The organism is Candidatus Brocadiia bacterium, from assembly GCA_041658285.1.
Lineage (GTDB): Bacteria > Planctomycetota > MHYJ01 > JACQXL01 > JACQXL01 > JBBAAP01.
In genome coordinates this window covers 412,652-429,675 of the sequence record JBBAAP010000001.1, presented here as the reverse complement: position 1 = coordinate 429,675, position 17,024 = coordinate 412,652, and the positions used below count along the sequence as shown (strand labels likewise).

18 protein-coding genes are annotated in these 17,024 nt (G+C 51.4%); 14 read left to right on the top strand and 4 right to left on the bottom strand.

What is annotated here, in order from left to right; genetic code table 11:
* Nucleotides 1–57: 57 nt before the first annotated feature.
* From WC980_01835 to WC980_01815, 5 genes are all read left to right on the top strand, one after another.
* Entirely contained in the window at nucleotides 58–831 is a 774-nt protein-coding gene (locus WC980_01835; GenBank protein ID MFA5793801.1) for a substrate-binding domain-containing protein, read from the top strand.
* Between the two features lie 27 nt (nucleotides 832–858).
* Nucleotides 859–1,437, top strand: coding sequence for a YdeI/OmpD-associated family protein (locus tag WC980_01830; protein MFA5793800.1), 579 nt, complete (start codon nucleotides 859–861; stop codon nucleotides 1,435–1,437).
* Nucleotides 1,434–1,712: a YkvA family protein gene (locus tag WC980_01825; protein MFA5793799.1), complete on the top strand. Its 279-nt coding sequence runs from the start codon at nucleotides 1,434–1,436 to the stop codon at nucleotides 1,710–1,712. Before WC980_01830 ends, WC980_01825 begins: the two co-directional genes overlap by 4 nt.
* Nucleotides 1,709–1,975: a (2Fe-2S)-binding protein gene (locus tag WC980_01820; protein MFA5793798.1), complete on the top strand. Its 267-nt coding sequence runs from the start codon at nucleotides 1,709–1,711 to the stop codon at nucleotides 1,973–1,975. Before WC980_01825 ends, WC980_01820 begins: the two co-directional genes overlap by 4 nt.
* Before the next feature lie 153 nt (nucleotides 1,976–2,128).
* Nucleotides 2,129–2,488 (top strand): hypothetical protein, encoded by a 360-nt coding sequence (locus tag WC980_01815; protein MFA5793797.1) that lies wholly within the window; start codon nucleotides 2,129–2,131, stop codon nucleotides 2,486–2,488.
* 115 nt (nucleotides 2,489–2,603) lie between these two features.
* Here the strand turns inward: WC980_01815 and WC980_01810 are convergent, their stop codons facing one another.
* From WC980_01810 to acsC, 4 genes are all read right to left on the bottom strand, one after another.
* A complete protein-coding gene (locus WC980_01810) occupies nucleotides 2,604–4,064 on the bottom strand; it encodes a tetratricopeptide repeat protein (protein MFA5793796.1) in 1,461 nt (486 codons plus the stop codon).
* A gap of 239 nt (nucleotides 4,065–4,303) precedes the next feature.
* Nucleotides 4,304–5,401 (bottom strand): hypothetical protein, encoded by a 1,098-nt coding sequence (locus WC980_01805; GenBank protein ID MFA5793795.1) that lies wholly within the window; start codon nucleotides 5,399–5,401, stop codon nucleotides 4,304–4,306.
* Between the two features lie 66 nt (nucleotides 5,402–5,467).
* Nucleotides 5,468–6,259, bottom strand: coding sequence for a metallophosphoesterase family protein (locus tag WC980_01800; GenBank protein ID MFA5793794.1), 792 nt, complete (start codon nucleotides 6,257–6,259; stop codon nucleotides 5,468–5,470).
* Between the two features lie 28 nt (nucleotides 6,260–6,287).
* Nucleotides 6,288–7,628 carry an acetyl-CoA decarbonylase/synthase complex subunit gamma gene (gene acsC, locus WC980_01795; protein ID MFA5793793.1) on the bottom strand — a complete coding sequence of 447 codons (1,341 nt, stop codon included), beginning with the start codon at nucleotides 7,626–7,628 and terminating at the stop codon, nucleotides 6,288–6,290.
* A gap of 185 nt (nucleotides 7,629–7,813) precedes the next feature.
* On the opposite strand from acsC, the gene WC980_01790 reads away from it, so the two are divergent.
* The 9 genes from WC980_01790 (at nucleotide 7,814) to WC980_01750 (ending at nucleotide 17,022) form a co-directional block, all read left to right on the top strand.
* Nucleotides 7,814–8,746, top strand: coding sequence for an ATP-binding cassette domain-containing protein (locus WC980_01790; protein MFA5793792.1), 933 nt, complete (start codon nucleotides 7,814–7,816; stop codon nucleotides 8,744–8,746).
* 1 nt (nucleotide 8,747) lies between these two features.
* Nucleotides 8,748–9,461: an ABC transporter permease gene (locus WC980_01785; GenBank protein MFA5793791.1), complete on the top strand. Its 714-nt coding sequence runs from the start codon at nucleotides 8,748–8,750 to the stop codon at nucleotides 9,459–9,461.
* A 15-nt stretch (nucleotides 9,462–9,476) separates the two neighbouring features.
* The gene (locus WC980_01780) at nucleotides 9,477–11,033 is read left to right on the top strand and encodes a GldG family protein (protein ID MFA5793790.1); all 1,557 of its coding nucleotides are present in this window, start codon (nucleotides 9,477–9,479) and stop codon (nucleotides 11,031–11,033) included.
* A gap of 34 nt (nucleotides 11,034–11,067) precedes the next feature.
* Entirely contained in the window at nucleotides 11,068–12,927 is a 1,860-nt protein-coding gene (locus WC980_01775) for a DUF4340 domain-containing protein (protein ID MFA5793789.1), read from the top strand.
* 114 nt (nucleotides 12,928–13,041) lie between these two features.
* Nucleotides 13,042–14,181: an acyl-CoA dehydrogenase gene (locus WC980_01770; protein ID MFA5793788.1), complete on the top strand. Its 1,140-nt coding sequence runs from the start codon at nucleotides 13,042–13,044 to the stop codon at nucleotides 14,179–14,181.
* 20 nt (nucleotides 14,182–14,201) lie between these two features.
* Nucleotides 14,202–15,086: a branched-chain-amino-acid transaminase gene (gene ilvE / locus WC980_01765; GenBank protein ID MFA5793787.1), complete on the top strand. Its 885-nt coding sequence runs from the start codon at nucleotides 14,202–14,204 to the stop codon at nucleotides 15,084–15,086.
* Between the two features lie 3 nt (nucleotides 15,087–15,089).
* Nucleotides 15,090–15,611: a nitroreductase family protein gene (locus WC980_01760; GenBank protein ID MFA5793786.1), complete on the top strand. Its 522-nt coding sequence runs from the start codon at nucleotides 15,090–15,092 to the stop codon at nucleotides 15,609–15,611.
* Between the two features lie 126 nt (nucleotides 15,612–15,737).
* Complete coding sequence (locus WC980_01755; GenBank protein MFA5793785.1) at nucleotides 15,738–16,661, top strand: hydroxyacid dehydrogenase; 924 nt, start codon at nucleotides 15,738–15,740, stop codon at nucleotides 16,659–16,661.
* Nucleotide 16,662: 1 nt separating this feature from the next.
* Nucleotides 16,663–17,022, top strand: a complete 360-nt coding sequence (locus WC980_01750; GenBank protein MFA5793784.1) for an STAS domain-containing protein — start codon at nucleotides 16,663–16,665, stop codon at nucleotides 17,020–17,022.
* Nucleotides 17,023–17,024: the final 2 nt, after the last annotated feature.

The window sequence follows — 17,024 nt, the reverse complement described above, 5'->3', positions numbered from 1 at the left end:
ACTCAAGGGGAGAATAAAGTTACAGAGTTTCTACTGGTACTTAGAAAGGATTATTTTATGACCAAAGGAAAAATGGTAATGGCAGCGGTGTCGATAGCGGTAGTGGCGGTTTTTGGCGTGGGCCGGTTATTTTCCGGTCCGGCCGCTTCGGAGGTAGTTCTCAATATCTACGGGCCGGGCGGGCCGCAGGCGCCGGTCCAGGAATGCGCCGATATCTTCGCCAAGGACAATAACATCAAGATAAAGGTCTCCGGCGGTTCCGATGATAAGTGGATAGAATCGGCTAAAAAAGACGCTGACATCATCTTCGGCGCGGCCGAGCATCAGCTCTACGAGTTCGTCCAGGAATTTCCCGGCCTGGTGGATGTAAAAACCAGGACGACATTGTATGTCCAGCCGGGCGGCATTCTGGTGCGCAAGGGTAATTCCAAGAAAATAACATCTGTTACCGACCTGGCCAAGGACGGTATCCGGATTATGGACGTGACCGGTGCCGGCCAGACGGCGCTCTGGGAAGACATAGCCGGGTTAAACGGCGTCATACCTCAGATACAGCGCAACATCGTGGTTTCTGTCAAGACCACCGGTGCGGCTATAGAACAGTGGCGGACCGTGCCCGAGTTGGACGCCTGGATAGCCTTTGAATCCTGGTCCTATCGGATTAAGGATACGTTCGAGGTGGTCAAGCTTCCGGAAGCCAGCCGGATTTATCGCGGCACGCCCATCGCGTTGACGACCATAAGCAAGAACCGCGAGATGGCCCAGAAGTTCCTGGAATTCCTCAAGACTGAGCCGGCCCACGCCATATTCCAGAAATACGGTTGGAAATAAGAGGGCCGTGGATGTGGAAATCATCTTATGGAATTAGGCCAAACCCTTTATGTCAAGGACCGTAAATCCTGGCGCGCCTGGCTGGTCAAGAACCATTGGACCAAGAAAGATATTTGGTTGGTTTATTACCGCAAGGAAACCGGCAAGCCCCGTATTCCGTATAATGACGCAGTTGAGGAAGCGCTTTGTTACGGCTGGATTGACAGCATCATCAAACACCTGGACTGCGAACGGTTCGTTCAGAGATTTTCTCCAAGGCGCAAGACCAGCGGGCTTTCGCAAGCCAATAAGGAGCGGGTGCGCCATCTGATTGCACGGCACAAGATGACCCGGGCCGGGCTGGATGCGCTGGCTCATGTCTTTGACCCGGCTAAGGATAAACCGAGACGGTTCACTATTCCCGAAGATATTCTTAAGCCGCTCAGGAAGAATAAACAGGCCTGGAGAAATTTCCGGGGGCTTCCGGCCGGATACCGGCGTATCCGCATCGCTTACATAGAAAGCCGCCGGCGACAGGGCCGAGAGGCGTTTCGGCGGAGCTTGCTGAACTTCATTAAAATGACCGCGCAGAATAAACGCTTTGGTCTTATAAAGGAGTCTCGGTGAAGAAAATCCTGGGAAAATTACGGCAGGAACTCAAGGTCTGCCGGTTAGTCTGGCAGGACAAGCGAACCCCCCGCGCGGCGAAATGGCTGTTGGGATTGGCGCTGGGATATGCCCTCAGCCCGATTGATCTGATTCCTGATTTTATTCCGGTGCTCGGCTATCTGGACGACCTGATTATCGTGCCGTTGTTGGTCTGGCTGGCCTTCCGGCTGGTGTCCAAAGAGGTTATTGTTGATTGCCGACGGCGCGCCGTGGAGGAAAAGAATAAAAAATGAGGTGTTGCAGTAAGGCCGGCCCTAAAAGCAGGCAAGACCCGATTAAAGCCCCGGATAAAACAATAATATGTTGGTGCAATAAAGTAACCAAAGGTGAAATCATCGACGCCATAAGGAAAGGTTCAAGAACCCTGGAAGATATCAAGAAAGCCACTGGCGCTAATGCCGGCAATAAATGCAAGACCACCAACCCCAAGGGCATTTGTTGCGCCGGCGACATAAAAATACTTTTGGAATATTGGGTTTCCCGGATGGCTGAGTAGTAGGGTTTGTAACACCATACCGTCACTACATACCGGTTTGTTTAACTGGCTTTAAGAGGCTATTCGCCCTGAATACTGTGGTATTCGGCTTGGATACCGTAGTATTCGTCTTGAATACCGTGGTATTCAGTTTGGATACAAGGGTATTCGGTCTTGATAGCTGTTGCTTTTGGCTTGATAGCAGTTGCTTTCAGCTTGATAGCTGTTGCTATCGGCTTGATAGCAGTTGCTTTCGACCTGATATCAGTTGATTTCGGCTTGAATTCAGTTGATTTCGGCTCGAATTCAGTTGATTTCGACCTGATATCAGTTGATTCCGGCTCGAATTCAGTTGATTTCGACTTGAATTCAGTTGATTTCGGCTTGAATTCAGTTGATTTCGGCTCGAATTCAGTTGATTTCGACTTGATATCAGTTGATTTCGACTTGAAACCAGTTGGTGGCGACCTGAAACCAGCTGGTCTCGACTCGAAACCAGTTGGTTTTGGCTTATTAATCACCACTAATAGCTAGATTAAGGGTATATTGAGTATGTCTCTACGCTGGCGCTACGGGAGGCTTCGCTCTAGTATATAGTAGGTAGTACTAAAGGTGGGGGGGGCGTTGGGCTACGTCTGGCGCCCGGGAATTATTCAACCAGCTTCTTGAAGTCTTCGTCTTCCCAAAGATCTTTGAAGTCGTTATCCTTTTTTGCAATTCCTTTATATTTGTTATTCAATCTTATCGCTTCAGACAGGTTTTTTAGCGATTCTGTTTTATTTTTCTCTATTCGGGCATAAGCACAGGCTCTGTTATACCAAGTAGGAGCATGCTTCGGGTCAAGTTCTATCGCCTTAGCCCAATCAGAAATAGCTCGGTCAAGGTTATTTTTATTGACGTAGGTATTACCACGAGAGTAGTAAGCTTCGGTAGAATTTGGTTTTAGTTCAATGACCTTCGTGTAATCGGTGATGGCTGAGTCAAAGATACCTTTCTTATCGTATGCAAAGCCACGGTTGTAGTAAGCGCTGGAATTACTGGGATCAAGTTCTATTGCCTTGGTGTAATCAGCTATAGCCAGGTCGTAATATTTTTTTTCCGAATAAGCATTGCCGCGGAGATGATACGTATCCGCATCATTTTGATCCAGTTCTATTGCCTTGGTGAAATCAACGATAGCCAGGTCAAAGTCACCTTTATCTTTATATATAATTCCACGGCCGTAATAGGCTTTGATATATTTGGAATCTATTTCTATTGCTTTAGTCCAATCAGCGATAGCCAGAAAAATCTCGCCTTTCTTTTTATATAGCAAGCCTCGGTTACTATAAGCCCCGGGATCTTTTGGATTCAGCTCTATTGCCTTGTTGTAATCGGCCATAGCTCGGTCAAGGTTTCCTTTACGGCTGTATGTAAAGCCGCGGTTGAAGTAGGCCTTGGCGTCTTTTGGGTCCAGTTCAATTAACTTGGTGAAATCAGCAATAGCCAGGTCGTAGTATTTTTTATCTGAATAGGCAACCCCTCGATAGTAGTAAGCATTGATATGTTTTGGGTCTATTTCTATTGCATCAGTGTAATCTTCTATAGCGCCCCGATAATCGCCCAGCGTTTCTTTGGCCATGCCCCGGGCTCTGTATGCGGTGGTATCTTTTGGGTTTAATTCTGTCGCCTTGGTAAAATCAGCTATAGCTTGGTAAAATTCTTTTCTATAATAGTAAACAAGTCCGCGTTTGTAGTAAGCCTCAGCGTACTTTGGGTTCATTTCTATTGCCTTGTTGTAATCGGCCATAGCCTGAACAGTATCTTTTTTACCAATATGGGCATTAGCACGATTGTAATAGGCCTCGGCAAAGTTTGGATTTAGCTCTATTGCCTTATCAAAATCAGTTATAGCGCTGGTAAACTTGTCATTTTTTAATTTTTCTAATCCGCTATCAAAATATGCCTTATAAGCCTTGATATCTTCGAGGGGTGGTTGTGAAGGAGGGTTGCCAGTGAGCTGTTCAGACGAGTTGATAAAGTAATAATTGGCCAGGATGACGGCCAGTATGAATATGCTTAAGCCCAAAAGCACCCACTTTAATTCTTTGGGGAACATATTGCTCATCATATATTTAATACGAAAACACTACTGAACTCGAAGATAACCCCATTCGCTTTGTTCGGGGATAAGACCCAACCCCGACGGAGTAGTCGGGATAAGACCCAGTACGTCGTATACTCCTACTGGCTCTAATACGTTGCTATGCTCCTAGTGGCTCTAATAAAGCTTGATTTGGAATAATGTCAATTTATTTAGTCGCAGAGATAAGAAACTACGAAAGCACTAAGGTACAAAGAAAAGGGTTCTTATTTAGTTCCGCTTTCGGGTTCGGAGGGCTTGGCCGGTTCAGCCGGTTTGTCCGGGCCGACGGTACCGCTTTCGGTAGCGTCTTTGGCGGGTTGCTCCGCGGCCTTGGTCGGTTCGGGTTCGGGCTCTTTGGGCAGGACCGGTAAGCCGCCTTTCTTTAGTGTGGACAGGTTCTCTTTGATGATTGTTTCGCAGGCCAGGCCTTTGTAGGTTTTCTGGAGTTCTTCGAGCTTGGCGGTGAGTTCTTTGGCGTCGCGGTCGTCTTCAGCCAGGCCGAGGTATTCCTTGACCAGCCGGTTATGCTCTTCCAGCCCTGATTTGTTTATTTCCTTGATTTTATTCTGGGCATTTTCTACGGCCGGGTAGCCCTGGTATTTGTCCGTGGCTATTTGCTGGTAGGCCTTGATGATGTCGGTTAGTTTTTTGTCTTTGGTTGATTCCAGTTTTTGGGCCTTTCCATAGCGGCTGTCCAGGTCGCTTTCGATGTCGGCGATTTTCTTGTCGCCGGAATCGATGGCGGCGGTGACTTTATTGGCGGCTACCGATTGGACTGGCGCCAGGTAGTTGCCGTAGCAGTCGATGATGGCCTGGGTGGTGTCATTGGCCAGCTTGTTCTTGGCGAAGAAGTCAGCCAGGTCGGGGTCGAGGATTTTTCCTTTGCTGTCGGTCTTGACGAAGACCTTGGCGAAGACGGCCCGGTCTTCGGAATAGGTCTTGAGGGTTTCGTCGTAGTTGGTGGGGAAGTCTTCTTTGTTGTCGAAGTAGAAATATACGTAAATGGCTTTTTTCTGGGTTCGGGCGGCGTAGAGTGCTGTGGGCAGTGCGGTGGCCTGCCAGTTGAGTTCGACCTCCTCGGATGGTGTGTCCTGGAGTTTTTTATTGGTCAGGAGCGGGTCGATAGTGGTAGTTTTGGGCGGCGTTTTAGTCGGAGCGGCCTGCTTAGCCGGGGCGGCTTGCTTGGCCGGGGCCTGTTGTGCCGGAGCGGCTGGTTGTTTAGCCGGAGCCGGCTGTTTGGCCGGCGTTTTCTGCCTGGCCGCGGCCAGGGTCAGTAATGAAATCGTAAACAAAGCGATGATGACGTAAAAATATCGTTTCATAGGTTGTTTCTCCTTGTATTATATATAACGTTTCCGGCAGCCTGTTTATTGCAGGGCTGTTGATTTTTAGGTGCCCTTGAGCAGGCGCATCCACAGGGCTTTGTCCAGCTCCGGGATGGCCTTGATTTTGATGACGGTCTGGTCAATGGGATAATCGACCCGGTAATGGGTGACGTTCTGTCCGTCGAAGGTGACGTAGCAGGCGCGCGGGTCGTGGTCGCGCGGCTGGCCGACCGAGCCGGCGTTGACGATGGTCTTGGTGCCGGCCAGGAGCGGATAGGCTTCGTATTGCTGCCATTCGGGATGTATCAGGTAGAAATCGTTGGTGCAGACATAGGGTATATGCGTATGCCCGAGGAATCCGATGTCGTCGACGGTCTCGAAGTTTTCGCGGAGGGCCTGCTTGGCGCTGTCGGTTAGTCCGAAGAGGTCGTCTTTTTTGATGACGTATTCGTCGACCACGCCGCGGGGCGAGCCGTGGGCGCAGATGATATTAAAATCGCTGTTGGGCAGGGTGAAGCGGTATTCGTATTGGAGTGTTTCGAAGAAGCGCTTGACCTTGGGGTGGTCGGCGGCCCGGTTGACGGTTTCCCTGGTCCAGGTGATGGCCCGGGCGGCTACGGGGTTGAAGTTGAGTTTATCCTTGAAGAGGGCTAGTTCGTGGTTGCCGTAGAGGTTGACGATTTTATTGTCCATGGCCATGATGATGCATTCGACCGGGTTGGGTCCGTAGCCGACCATATCGCCTAGCGAGACGATTTGGTTGATCTGGTTGCCGTGAGTGGTTTTGATGTGGTTGAGCACGGCGGCGAAGGCCTCGGCGTTGGAATGGATGTCAGAAATAATTACCTGGAGCATATATTTATAAACCGGCTTATGCCGTAATTTATTTCCAAACGTTCTTGAGGTACGACGGTATTTCGGACGCCTCGCGCGGGCCGACCATGACCTGCCATCCGGATTCGGCTTCGAGCTTACCGCTGAGCACCGACACGTAGCCGGGGATGATGAGTTTCTTGTGTTTGACTCTTTGGGCCACCTGGCTGTCATTGACGGCTTTGGCGATAATTTTCTCGTTGAATTTATCGGCCGAATAGGCGGTCAGCACCGACATACCTTCGGTATTGACGACTAATATGTAAGTGGGCACTTTGCTGGCCTCGATTTCGGGCTCGACGGTATAATATGTAAGGGAGAAATTGGTGGTGACTATGATCGGCGAGGCGTCGGTGACGGCCCCGACGGTATAAATCTTGGATTCTATCTGGATGGGCTTCTGCGGGTCGGTGTAAAGATTCTGGCGGATGGTGACGAGCGGGAGCATCTGCCAGAGGTTTTGGTTTTTAAGGATGACGATGCCGGCATATTTGGCGATGAAGGTGGCGGCGAAGAGCGATTCCTCGTGGGCGCCGGAGTTGTCGGGCGCGGCGACGATGACCGGGTAGCCCAGCGCGCGCAGGCTTTTCTTGATGGCCAGCCGGCGTATCTGGGTCAGGTCGCTGAGGAGGCGTTTGATATCGGTTGAGCCGGGATTGATGACCAGCTCTTTGATTCCGGCGGCGGAGATTTTGGCGGTCAGGTCGGCCAGTTCGTCCAGCCCGTTGGCGCTGAGCCCGAGCGGGCAATTATATTTCTTGGCGAGGTCGGCCATGGCCTGCCAGTTTTGGGAGTTGGCGCCGTAAAGCAGGGGTCGTCCTGAAGCGGTAATCTTGGCGGCGGCTTCCATAACCTGGGGATTAGTGCTGATAAGGACCAGGGGAAGGGTTGAGGCTCCGGAAGCGGCTTTGGCGGCCTGGGCGAAGGTGTCGGGATTATTGGATTTATCGCGCAGGGCAATCAGGTCGATGCGGACTTTTTTACCGACCCGGTCAAACTCCATGGACTGGATATGTTTGGCCTGATTGGCTATTTCGGCGGCCGGCTGGTTATCGGCGATTTCCACGGCGATACCGGTCGGATGATAAAATGTCTGTTCGTGCCGGAAGAGGACGGTTTCGTTGCCTATTTCCAGCTTGCGGTCGCCGGCGCCGATGGTGACCAGCTGGATAGGCGGAGCCGCGGCGCTGTCCAGGGCGGCCTTGGCCTGTTCCGAGACGTGCGGGCATTTGTCCAGCGATGTTTTCTTGCCGGCCAGCGCCATGGCAAATGCCAGGCAGGTGGGTACGCCGCATTCTTTGCAATTGGTCCGGGGCAGAAGTTTGTAGATATCCAGTCCGGTCAAGGCCATAAATACCTCCTAGATGATTTATTCCTGCATCATAACCGAAAGAGCAGGGCTGTCAATAAAAAACCGAACAAAATCACGCGTTGGATATAAACGATGTGAGTGAAAATGTTCAAATACTTGACAGGGTTGTCAAATTTGTTATAAAACCGGCTTGATATTTTAGTTTCGGAGTCGAATAAGCAAGTATGATATCAATAGAAAACCTGAGTAAGCATTTTGCCGGATTCGCCGCGGTGGACGGGATTTCGTTAGCGGTGGAGAAGGGCGACATCCTGGGTTTTCTGGGACCGAACGGCGCGGGCAAGACCACGACCATGCGGGTAATCACTTCATTCATTCCGCCGACATCGGGCCGGGTGACCATTTTCGGGCACGATGTGGTGCGTGATTCACTCAAGAGCCGTGCCTGTATTGGTTACCTGCCAGAAAGCGTGCCGTTCTATCCGGAACTGCGGGTGGGCGAATATCTGGAGTTCCGGGCCAGGCTAAAGGGCGTGCCGGCCAGGGAGCGGACCCAACGTCTTGAGCAGGTTATGGATAAATGCCGGATAAAGGACGTGGAGACAAAAATTATCGGTCACCTGTCCAAGGGCTACCGCCAGCGGGTGGGCATGGCCGACGCGATTATACACAATCCGCCGATATTAATTCTGGACGAGCCGACTATCGGGCTGGACCCGAACCAGATACGCCAGGTGCGTGACCTGATAAAGGAGCTGGGACAGGAACGGACAATCATCATTTCAACGCACATACTGCCCGAGGTGGAGATGATATGCAACCGGGTGGTAATAATAAATAAGGGCAAGATAGCGGCTTCGGATACATTAAGCAACCTGGTGCGCGATGCGGCCGGCCGGGGTAAGGTGTTGGCCGAGATAAAAGGGCCGAAGCTTGATGTTGAAAGCGCGCTCAGGCAGATTCCGGGCGTGACCGCGGTCGAGGCCAACGAGGTGGACGGCTGGAACCTGGTGGCCATCAGCGCCGGCGGGCAGGACATCCGGGAACTGGTTTACAAAACTGCGGCCGAGCATAAGTGGGTGATACGCGAGCTGGGCCGGAAACAGGAAACACTGGAAGAGCTGTTTGTTCGAATAACGGCACGGGAGCAGAATTGATATGCGCAACATCCTAACGTTGGTAAAGAAAGAACTGGCCCTGTATTTTTACTCGCCGCTGGCCTACGTGGTCATCTGCGCGTTCCTGTTCTTTTCGGGTTATTTCTTCTGGCTGATAACCCGCGACATCAGCGACGCCAATTCGCTGCGCTATGTGCTGGAGACGGTTGGGTTCATATCGCTGTTTTTCTCGCCGATGATAACCATGCGCTTGCTGGCCGAAGAAAAGCGTTCGGGTACGCTGGAGATGTTGATGACCGTGCCGGTGACCGAGACCCAGGTGGTGGTTTCCAAATACCTGTCGGCGCTGCTATTTTTCATATTTCTGAACCTGCCTACGATGGGCTACGTGGTTCTGCTGTACAAATGGGGTAACCCGGACGGTGGAGCGCTGATTGCCGGTTACGCCGGGCTATTCTGCCTGACCGGGATATTCCTGGCCATCGGGTTGTTCGTGTCGTCGTTCACCTCCAACCAGATTATCGCGGCGGTGATAACTTTCGTGATACTGCTGGTGGTCTGGGTTTTCGGTTGGCTAGGTAGTTCGGTTTCATCTCCTTGGAAGGAGATTTTCCAGTATATCGGGTTTTTTGACCATTATGAATCGTTCAGGAAGGGGCTGATAGACAGTCGCGACCTGGTTTATTGCCTGAGTTCGATAGTATTTTTTATGTTCCTGACCGTGCGTATGCTGGAAGCGCGGCGGTGGAGATAAACGGAAGTAAATAAAATGGAAGAGAAACAAGCGACAACAACAGGAATGACACCGACGTCCGGTAGCGACCAGGGCTGGGGCAGGAAACAGCGGGTCTGGACGGCGTTGAATGTGGTGGTGATGGTTATCATCGCCACGGCGATATTATTTGGGGTTAACTGGTGGTCATCGCGCCATTATGTCCGGTTTGATTTGACCTTCAAGCAGAATTATTCGCTTTCGGACAAGACCAAGAACATTCTCCGGAACCTCAAGGAGCCGGTGACGCTGTATACATTCTTCTTCGTATCGGACCGGGACACCGGCGAGATTCAGGCCAAGATAGCCGACCTTTTCGAGGAATACAAGATTTACGGCGGCAAGAACTTCATACTCGAGGAGCTAAAGCCGGCCCAGAGTCCTGAGATGGTCGAGATAATGAAGCAGAAGCTCAAGATGGAGACCCTGACGCCTAACGATATGATATTCCGGTGCGGCGACCGGCAGAAGAACATAAACGTGACAGAGACCTACGAGCGGGAACAGTCCAGTCCTTACGGCGAACCTGGGCGGATAAAGACCTTTAAGGGCGAAGAGTCAATCACCGCGGCGATATTGAGCGTGACCCAATCTCGCCGGCCGACGGTTTATTTCACTACCGGCCACAAGGAACCGGACATCGACAACCCTTATCCGGAGAACTTCGCAACCATTAACGCCCATATCAAGAGGGAAAATATAGATACCAAGGCGTTAAAACTGCTGGATAAAACCGAGGTGCCGGCTGATTGCGACTTGCTGGTAATCGCTTCGCCGCAGGAACGGTTCACGGCGGCCGAGCAGCAGATGTTTAACAGCTATCTTCAAAAGGGCGGCCGGGCTATTGTCCTGCTCGACCCGGTGATGGACAGCGGGCTTGATGGAGTGCTCAAGGAATGGGGCGTTAAGTTGGGGGATGGCGTAATATTCGACACCGATCAATGCGTGCTATTGTTCGGCGGAATGAAGGAACCGTCCTGTATCATAGCCAACACCTTTGGAAACCATACGGTCACCAGTCGGATGGGTGACCAGGATGCCGGCGTATTTATCATGACACGTCCGGTGGAGTTGGAATCCGGCGCGGCCGGCGGAATAGAACTGGTCAAGACAGGACCGAACTCCTGGGTAGAGATGGATTTGGAAGGCCTGTCCAAGCGCAAAGCGCCCAAGTTCGACAAGGATATCGATCGTAAAGGCCCGGTCAGCGTGGCCGTGGCCATCACCAGAGAAGTGGCCGGCCAGGCGGCGGTGGAACAGTCGGCCAAGAAGGAAACCCGGCTGGTGGTCATTGGCGATTCGGATCACCTTAAGAATAAGTTCATCTCGGGCGACAGCCCGCTTTATATGGGCAAGATAGACATCTTCATGAATTCGCTCCGCTGGATGCTGGGCAACGAAGTGATGATTTCCATCGAGCCCAAAAAGGCAGAAAGCACCAAGATAGAAATGACCTCAGGACGGGCTAGTTTCCTGTTCTGGTTCAGCGTGGTGATACTGCCCCTGCTCGGCGCCGCCCTGGGCATATTTATGTGGGTAATGAGGCGGAGCTGAAGAACATCAAGATAAAGATATCGGAGAATAAAATATGAACAAAAAGACTACCGTCATAATGCTTATCCTGGCCGTAATTCTGGGGGCTTATCTTTACTTCTTTGAACGGAAACTGCCGACCACGGACGAGTTTACCCGGATGGAAAAGAAGATTCTGACCATCAATCCCAAGGATGTTTCCAAGATAGAGATAAACAAAGACGGCTCCAAGGAACCGATTATCTGCATCAAGAAAGAGGTCGATTACTGGCAGATGAGCCAGCCGGTCAGCACCCGGGCCGACCATACTATCATTGATGACATTACCAAGGATATTCCCGAGTTGGAGAAGAAGGCGGTCATCACTTCGACCAATTACGCCGAATACGGGCTGGACAAGCCGCGGATGATGGCCACATTCACCATCAAGGACAAACGCTGCCAGTTTAACATTGGCAAAGAAGCGCCAATGGACCTGGGGACTTACATACAATTGGTATTATTGGATGAGCCCTCCGGAAAAAAACAGAGCGATATTATGCTGATAGCCAAGTCCTTCTACGAAAAGCTCAATAAGTCATTATTCGATTTCCGTTATAAGAAGATATTCGACGCCGACGCTTATCAGATTGACAGGATTCAGTTTAAGTACGCAGACGGAGGCGAGATAGAAATAGCCAAGTCAGGCGACAGCTGGAATCTGGTCAAGCCGGTGGCGGACCGTTGCGACAAGACCAAGGTTCAGGACATCATTAATGCTATTAATGACATCAGGATATCCTCGTTCGAGGAAGACAACGTTACTGATTTTCCCAGGTACGGCCTGATGCCGCCGGAGTTGATGATGACGGTTTCCAGCCCCAATTCCAAAAGCGACAAGTTGCCGGCAAACTCCGAGGTCCTGCTCATCGGCAAGAAGCATACCACCGATACGACTAAGTTCTACGGCATGCGCCAGAGCGTGCCGACGGTGTTTACCATCGAAACGACCCTGGGCAACCGGCTGATGGCTAATTCCACCGAACTGCGCAACCACAAGGTCTTTGAGATGAACAACGAGAAGGTATCCAAGTTCGTACTGAAGCAAGGCGCTAATGTCATCTTCGACGCCGAAAAGGACAAGGATCAATGGAAGTTCATCCAGCCCAAGGCCGAGTTCAATCCGGACGCAGTCAAGGATTTCGTGGAGAAGCTCAACGAAGTCAATATTGAAACGTTTATCGACCAGCCCGGAACCGAGCCGGCGTTGTTATTTGCCCAGGCTGAACAGTTCCGCGGGCTGGTATTGACTTATAAAGACGATTTAGGCGAGTCGACGGTGCGGTTGGGATTGGGCTCCAGCCCGAAATACGTTTACCTGAAACATGACGGCGAATCCAGGATAGCCGGGGCGGACAAGGCCATATATGAATATCTAAAGAGAGGGTCTATCAACCTGCGCAAGCGGAACCTGATAAATATCCAGCCGGACAGGGTCAAAAACCTGGTCATAGAGGAATCCGGCAAGGCCAAGCTGGTTTACGTCCAGGAAAAGCTCCAGGAATGGTCGGTGATGACGGCGTCGGGCGTGGGCAAGGTGGGAAACCCCGAGGCTATCAACGGTCTGAGGAACGAGATTTGTTATTTAGCCGCGGCTGACTTCGCGGCTGACCACTCGGATTCTTTATCACCGTTCGGGTTGGATAAACCCAGCGCGGTTATAACGATGGAATATGAAAAGGACGACAAATCAGCGGCCCAGAGCGTGCTCAAGATAGGCAAAAAGGCCGACAACGGCAACTACTATAGCATGCTCGATAATGAGCCGGTGATATTCTACCTCAACGCCGCGGTGATGGACCGAATTAGGTCCGTAGCCGGCGCGCCGCCCGAACAGCCCCAAAATCCCGCGCCTAAACAGCCGGATAATAAATAGTCGTTCATAATCTCATTTTCTTGACAGCCTTATCACGTCTTGGTATGAATGCTGTTCCGGTTCCGACTCGGAATCGTGGTTTAGCACACAGAGACCGAATACGAGGCTTCTATCATGGACTTGCGGTTAAAAGAAGAGCAGCTGATGGTACAAAAGGTTGCTCGTGAATTTGCCGAAAATGAGGTCAAGCCGATTGCCGCAGAACTTGACCGGACGCATCGTTTTCCCGCCGAACTTATCAAGCGACTTGCCGAACTGGGTTTTATGGGCATTCCTTTCCCGGAACAATACGGCGGCGCCGGGATGGATTACCTTACATATTCATTGGTGATTGAAGAGCTGGCCGTGGCCTGCGCCTCGACGGCGGTCATAGTTTCGGCCCATACATCTCTTTGCTGCGATCCGATATACAATAACGGCACCGAAGACCAGAAGATGCGTTTCCTGAAACCGCTGGCCAGCGGGCAGAAAATCGGATGCCTGGGCATGACCGAGCCGTCAGCCGGTTCGGATGCGGCCAACATCAAGACCAATGCCGTCAAGGACGGCCAGAACTGGGTTATCAACGGTACCAAGAACTTCATCACCAACGGCGGCCAGGCTGATATAGCCGTAATCACCGCCATGACCGATAGGTCGCAGGGGCACAAAGGCATCAGCGCGTTCGTAGTCGAGAAAGGCACGCCCGGATTCAAGGTGGGCAAACAGGAGGAAAAACTGGGCATCAACGCCTCATCCACCACCGAGTTGGTTTTTGAGGACTGCCGGATACCCGAAGCCAACCTGCTGGGCCAGCTGGGGCAGGGGTTCAGGATTGCGCTGCAGACCCTGGACGGCGGACGCATCGGAATAGCCTCGCAGGCGCTGGGCATCGCCCGGGCCGCGTTGGAGGCATCAATCAAATACGCCAAAGAACGCAAGCAGTTTAACCAGCCGCTGGCCGGATTCCAGGCCATCCAGTGGATGCTGGCCGATATGGCCACGAACCTGGACGCCGCCCGATTGCTGACTCACCGGGCCGCAACGCTCAAGGACGCCAAGCAAAGATATTCCAACGAAGCCGCCATGGCCAAGTTGTTTGCCTCGGAAACCGCCACCATGGTTACCCATAAAGGCATCCAGATACACGGCGGTTACGGATACACCAAGGATTACCCGATGGAGCGGTTCTACCGCGATGCGCGGATAACCGAGATATACGAAGGCACTTCTGAAATCCAGCGTCTGGTGATATCCAGCAATTTAGTGAAGTAATTAGATACGGAGGGGTAGTTATGGCCGGAGTCAGCATATATCTTAACGGGAAATTTTATACGGACCGTGACCAGGCGACTGTTTCTGTCTACGATCACGGGTTCCTTTACGGCGACGGCATATTTGAAGGCATCAGGGTTTATAACGGGCGGGTGTTCAAGCTGGAAGAGCACATCAAAAGGTTATACCTCTCAGCTAGATCAATATTGCTGAAGATACCCATACCTCAGGAAAAGATGCGCCAGTTGGTGGTGGAAACCTGCCACCGTTCCGGGTTGAAGGATATCTATATCCGGCTGGTGGTCAGCCGTGGTAAGGGTGATTTCGGGCTGGACCCGAGGAAATGCCCGGTTCCGACCATTTTGATTATGGCCGACAAGATAGCGCTTTACCCGCCGGAGAAATACAAGCAAGGCCTGAAAGTGATGACCTCGTCTATCCGGCGCAACCGGCCGGACACGGTCAATTCACAGGTTAAATCGCTTAACTACCTCAATAATATCATGGCCAAGATAGAGACCTTTAAATACGGCGCGGACGAGGCCATCATGCTTAATGATGAAGGCTATGTTTCCGAGGCGACGGCTGACAACATCTTTATCCTCAAGAACGGCAAGCTCTATACGCCGCCGGCCTACTTAGGCATACTTGAAGGCATTACCCGTGCCACGGTTATGGAAATCGCCGCCAAGATGGGTTATGAAACCATTGAGACCCCGTTTACGGTGCATGATATTTATACGTCAGACGAATGTTTCCTGACCGGTACCGGAGCAGAACTGATCCCGGTTATAGAAATAGATGAACGTTCGGTGGGCGACGGCAAGCCGGGCAAGCATTTCCTGAAACTAATGACGGCTTACCAGAAGATGACGCACAGCCAGGGGACGCCGGTTTATAAATGAGTTATGAGCAAGGTGTTGGAAATAATTAAGAAGCGCCGAAGCATCAGGTCATTCAAAGACACAACCATTCCGCAAGCAGTTATTGACAAGCTGGTTGAGGCGATTATCTGGGCGCCCAGCGCCGGTAATCTCCAGAGCCGCAAGTTTTTCTTCGTGTATGATGACAAGGTCAAGGCTGAACTGGTCAGGGCGGCTTATGACCAGAAGTTTCTTGGCCAGGCCCCGTTGGTCGTGGTTGGTTGCGCCGACCTGACCCGAGCCAGCTCGCGTTATGAACAGCGAGGTATGACGCTCTATGCGCCTCAGGATGTGGCGGCCAGCGTCCAGAACCTGATGCTTGTTGCTACTGAGGAGGGGTTAGGAACGGTTTGGGTCGGAGCCTTTGATGAAGCCGAAGCGTCCAAAGTATTGAAACTGCCTGAAACACTCCGGCCTGTGGTTATGGTCCCGGTGGGCTATCCGGCCAAAACGCCCAACGTGGTCAACCGCCGGCCGATTAATGAATTGATAGAGGAAGTAAAATAATCCTGCACTTATTTTATGTAAGTAGCAGTGCGATTTATCGCACCAATAAAATAAGTGTAGGATCTAAGATTCTGTAACGTGTCGCTTGTAGCGCCACTAACAGGAATCTAAGAGGAGGAAAAAAATATGAACGTATTAGTAACCGACAAGATTGACATGGCGGCAATCGATAAGATGAAGAGCGCCGGTCTGAGCGTTGATGCCAAGTTCGGTATTGCGCCGGAGGAACTGGTAAAGATTATCGGCAATTATAACGTTTTAGTTGTTCGCTCGGCCACCAAAGTGACCAAGGACGTGATTGACAGCGGCAAGAACCTGAAGCTGGTGGTTCGGGGTGGCGTGGGGATGGACAACATCGATGCCGCAGCGGCCAAGGCAGCCAACATCAAGGTGGAAAATACGCCCGAGGCAAGCTCAGTCTCGGTGGCCGAACTGGCTATCGGCATGATGTTATCGTTGATTCGCAAGATCGCTATTGCCGACAGCACCATGAAGCAGGGTAAGTGGGAGAAGAAAACGCTCGAAGGCGTCGAGCTCTACAAGAAGACTCTTGGATTAATCGGTATCGGCCGGATTGGCTACGAAGTGGCCAAGCGGGCGGTTGCATTCGGAATGGATATTGTTGCTTACGATCCGTACCTCAAGCCAGTGCCGGATTATATCACTAAACTGGGCGTTAAGATGTTATCTCTGGACGAGGTGCTTAAAAATTCCGATTATATTTCGCTGCATCTGCCAATGACTCCGGAAAGCAAGAACATGCTCAACGCCGGCGCATTCGCCAAAATGAAACAGGGTGTGCGCATCGTTAACTGCGCCCGGGGTGGCATCATTAATGAAAATGACCTGGCCGAAGCCATCAAGTCCGGTAAGGTCGGCGGCGCGGCCATTGACGTGTACGAAAAAGAACCGGCGGCTCCGGATAATCCGCTGCGCGGACTGGGCGATAAGGTAGTTCTGACCCCGCACCTGGGCGCTTCGTCATCAGAAGGCCAGGCCCGGGTCGGCGACGCCGTGGCTGATAAGCTCATCGCCTACGCTAAAAAATAGTATGTTTGATATTGAAATAGATATTGAAAAGGTAGACAAAGACATCGCCCTGATGACATTACGCGGTTCCCTGGACAGCACTACGGATGATAAATTATCAGAAGCGCTGAATAAGTTAATCAAGGATAATGTTTACAGGTTCGTAATTGATTTGTCCGGCGTCAGCTATATCGGCAGTCCGGGCATCGGCGTTTTTATCAGCGTGATTGATATTCTTCAGTCAAACAAGGGGACGATAGTGTTTATCTATCCCAAGCCCAATGTCAAGGCGACCTTTAAGATGTTCAAACTTTCGGCGTTCTACAGCATTGCCAAGGATAAAGAAACGGCTGTTAAGGAACTAAAGGCGCTGTGTAAATAGAA

What these genes read in the sequence shown, in the direction of transcription:
- ilvE (MFA5793787.1), top strand. Translation starts at nt 14,202, where the DNA reads ATGGCCGGAGTCAGCATATATCTTAACGGGAAATTTTATACGGACCGT.
- WC980_01810 (MFA5793796.1), bottom strand. Translation starts at nt 4,064, where the DNA reads ATGATGAGCAATATGTTCCCCAAAGAATTAAAGTGGGTGCTTTTGGGC.
- WC980_01775 (MFA5793789.1), top strand. Translation starts at nt 11,068, where the DNA reads ATGAACAAAAAGACTACCGTCATAATGCTTATCCTGGCCGTAATTCTG.
- WC980_01770 (MFA5793788.1), top strand. Translation starts at nt 13,042, where the DNA reads ATGGACTTGCGGTTAAAAGAAGAGCAGCTGATGGTACAAAAGGTTGCT.
- WC980_01790 (MFA5793792.1), top strand. Translation starts at nt 7,814, where the DNA reads ATGATATCAATAGAAAACCTGAGTAAGCATTTTGCCGGATTCGCCGCG.
- WC980_01760 (MFA5793786.1), top strand. Translation starts at nt 15,090, where the DNA reads ATGAGCAAGGTGTTGGAAATAATTAAGAAGCGCCGAAGCATCAGGTCA.
- WC980_01785 (MFA5793791.1), top strand. Translation starts at nt 8,748, where the DNA reads ATGCGCAACATCCTAACGTTGGTAAAGAAAGAACTGGCCCTGTATTTT.
- WC980_01780 (MFA5793790.1), top strand. Translation starts at nt 9,477, where the DNA reads ATGGAAGAGAAACAAGCGACAACAACAGGAATGACACCGACGTCCGGT.
- WC980_01805 (MFA5793795.1), bottom strand. Translation starts at nt 5,401, where the DNA reads ATGAAACGATATTTTTACGTCATCATCGCTTTGTTTACGATTTCATTA.
- WC980_01830 (MFA5793800.1), top strand. Translation starts at nt 859, where the DNA reads ATGGAATTAGGCCAAACCCTTTATGTCAAGGACCGTAAATCCTGGCGC.
- WC980_01835 (MFA5793801.1), top strand. Translation starts at nt 58, where the DNA reads ATGACCAAAGGAAAAATGGTAATGGCAGCGGTGTCGATAGCGGTAGTG.
- acsC (MFA5793793.1), bottom strand. Translation starts at nt 7,628, where the DNA reads ATGGCCTTGACCGGACTGGATATCTACAAACTTCTGCCCCGGACCAAT.
- WC980_01820 (MFA5793798.1), top strand. Translation starts at nt 1,709, where the DNA reads ATGAGGTGTTGCAGTAAGGCCGGCCCTAAAAGCAGGCAAGACCCGATT.
- WC980_01750 (MFA5793784.1), top strand. Translation starts at nt 16,663, where the DNA reads ATGTTTGATATTGAAATAGATATTGAAAAGGTAGACAAAGACATCGCC.
- WC980_01755 (MFA5793785.1), top strand. Translation starts at nt 15,738, where the DNA reads ATGAACGTATTAGTAACCGACAAGATTGACATGGCGGCAATCGATAAG.
- WC980_01800 (MFA5793794.1), bottom strand. Translation starts at nt 6,259, where the DNA reads ATGCTCCAGGTAATTATTTCTGACATCCATTCCAACGCCGAGGCCTTC.